Source organism: Mycobacterium parascrofulaceum ATCC BAA-614, from assembly GCF_000164135.1.
Taxonomy (GTDB): domain Bacteria; phylum Actinomycetota; class Actinomycetes; order Mycobacteriales; family Mycobacteriaceae; genus Mycobacterium; species Mycobacterium parascrofulaceum.
This window is the reverse complement of sequence record NZ_GG770671.1, coordinates 1-559: the sequence shown is the minus strand read 5'-3', so window position 1 is coordinate 559 and position 559 is coordinate 1. Positions and strand designations below refer to the sequence as shown.

Genomic DNA, 559 nt, shown 5'->3' with positions numbered 1-559 from the left:
TGGTTCTGTCCTCCCCTCCGCCTCCGCCCAATGCCCCGACGTCCAAGTGGTCTTCGCCCGCGGCACCGGCGAAGCCCCCGGCGTCGGCCCCACCGGCCAAGCCTTCGTCGACGCCCTGCACTCACGCGTCGGCTCCCGCTCCTTCGACGTGTACCCGGTCAACTACCCCGCCAGCGACCAATGGGCCACCGGCATCGACGGCGTCAGAGACGCCGGGGCGCACGTGGTTTCGATGGCCCAGCAATGCCCCAACACCAAGATGGTGCTCGGCGGCTACTCCCAGGGCGCCGCCGTCATGGGCTTCGTCACCTCCCCCTCGGTCCCCGACGGCATCGACCCCAACACCGTGCCCAAGCCCCTGGACCCCTCGGTCGCCCAACACGTGTCCTCGGTCGTGCTCTTCGGCATGCCCAACGTGCGCGCCATGAACTTCCTCGGCGAACCCCCCGTCGTCATCGGCCCCACCTTCGCCGACAAGACCATCAAGGTCTGCGCCACCGAAGACCCGGTCTGCTCCGACGGCATGAACTTCGCCGCCCACAACACCTACGCCGACGAC

At 69.1% G+C, this 559-nt stretch carries 1 protein-coding gene; it reads left to right on the top strand.

The annotated features are described in order from the left end of the window. Window positions 1-559, top strand: a 559-nt coding sequence (locus tag HMPREF0591_RS30165; protein WP_007172698.1) for a cutinase family protein, incomplete at both ends; no start/stop codon positions are given.